The sequence below is a fragment of the Magnetococcus sp. PR-3 genome, from assembly GCF_036689865.1.
Taxonomy (GTDB): Bacteria; Pseudomonadota; Magnetococcia; order Magnetococcales; family Magnetococcaceae; genus Magnetococcus.
Genome location: NZ_JBAHUQ010000075.1, coordinates 1 through 1,604 on the forward strand (window position 1 = coordinate 1; position 1,604 = coordinate 1,604).

At 44.6% G+C, this 1,604-nt stretch carries 3 protein-coding genes; 2 read left to right on the forward strand and 1 reads right to left on the reverse strand.

Annotated elements, in window-relative coordinates:
- Window positions 1-219, forward strand: a 219-nt coding sequence (locus V5T57_RS20570; protein WP_332893150.1) for a hypothetical protein, incomplete at its 5' end; no start/stop codon positions are given.
- A 202-nt stretch (window positions 220-421) separates the two neighbouring features.
- Here the strand turns inward: V5T57_RS20570 and V5T57_RS20575 are convergent.
- The gene (locus V5T57_RS20575; protein WP_332893151.1) at window positions 422-877 is read right to left on the reverse strand and encodes a hypothetical protein; all 456 of its coding nucleotides are present in this window, start codon (window positions 875-877) and stop codon (window positions 422-424) included.
- Between the two features lie 323 nt (window positions 878-1,200).
- Between V5T57_RS20575 and V5T57_RS20580 the strand changes: the two genes are divergently transcribed.
- Window positions 1,201-1,491, forward strand: coding sequence for a hypothetical protein (locus V5T57_RS20580; protein ID WP_332893152.1), 291 nt, complete (start codon window positions 1,201-1,203; stop codon window positions 1,489-1,491).
- Window positions 1,492-1,604: the final 113 nt, after the last annotated feature.

Sequence of the window (1,604 nt, forward strand, 5' to 3'; positions counted from 1 at the left end):
GTTAGTTATGCGTCATTAGCTGAATTGCAAATTCTGCTGATTTGTGATGGTGAAAGCCCGACTAAGTCAGAAATATATTTTTGGGTTTTGCCTTCCTCCCAAAGGTCTTTGATCATGCTGTCTCGTGAGCCTTTATGGTGGTTGAGGAATGCTAGTCTGTGGTTTTCTGCTGCGGATCTTAATACCCACATAGGTAAGCCACTCTGTGTGGCTACCTGAACAATTGCAGCCTCTTTATGTAGACCTGCTTTTTCTAGCCGCAATACATCCCAAGCTGCTTCATGGACAAGTTGAGCCGTTGCGATAGCTGCTTGTTGTCTGGCATGGATTGGTTGGTTGGATTCTGAATACTCTCTTAGCCTATCTGCTAAGTCCTGAAAGTATGATGCTAATTGTGCAGCGTGGGTTGGTGAAAAGATCTCTATCTGCTGTCAGATCTTTGTAATGGCTGTAATAGCTTGAAAAGCCAAGAATCATGGTTTTCATATAGTGTCGCATAAGATGTATTGAGCTTTGTTGCATACACCCCACCAATGCATACGTATTGCATATTCGACATATCGAAAAACGTTGAAGAATCTACGAAAAACAGAGCAAATATTGCTGCCGTTCCCGTAAGAGTCATGAATAATTTTTGCCACTCTTGATGAGCTTTACCCCCTGTGCGCCATGATGCTAGGTGCAAAAGGGCTTCTCCTGGATCTTTCCCCGCCAACTCTGCAAGGGCAACCATTGATTCATCATTTGGCCAAGCACGCTTGGTGCGCCAATTTGAGATAGCGTTTCTTTTTAGATTCAGGGCTTCAGCTAAAGCGGAGTCATTCTTAAGTGCATGGTTTTGTTTAGCTAGATCACAGTAATTATCGATTGTCATCATGATGCTTGCCCCTTCTTCAGGATTTGTATTGCCCAAAAAAATGATAATCTGTTCATGACCGCTTGACAAACATAAATCAGATATGTTTGTCTCTTGGTCATGAACAAGCAGATTTAAAGTCTCTTGTTCATGAACGCAAAACCAGTTTGCCCCCCTGGGGAGTCGGGTTCGAAACCGGCTCCCCTATCTCGATAAAAAGGGAAGGTTTGGGGTGCAAATTCTCACCAAAAGGGGCGAACGATGGACAAAACAATAGAAAATTTAGGTTATGTGATTTTTATCCTCTGTTTTGTGGTTTCTGCATCCCTGCTTTGGGGGTGGGTATGAGCCAGCTTTATCAGGGGAAGCCCAAAAAAATAAGTGTGATTCCATGGGATGGCACACTTGTAAAGTGGAATGAAATCCGCTGGGAGCTTGTTCTTATGGGGCTTGGGGATGAGGTTCAAAAAGTCGGTGATAGTCTGCTTCGTGAGTCGGGCGGTTTTAAGGAGTGGGCTATGAAAAACAAGCATGTGGTTTGTTTTGATGGGAACCCGAAAAGCCGTAAAGTCTGGTTCATGAAGCGGAAAGAATTAGACCGGGATTTTATCCCGGTAAGATCTTTTCCACGGTGAGGTTCTTGGACGGTCCTTAATCGTGGGTTTGGGGGAATGACTGTGCAAACTCATTCCTTCGCCGGGGGCCTGCCAGCCCCCGGCATCTCTTAAGATGCGAAGCGTTCTCAATA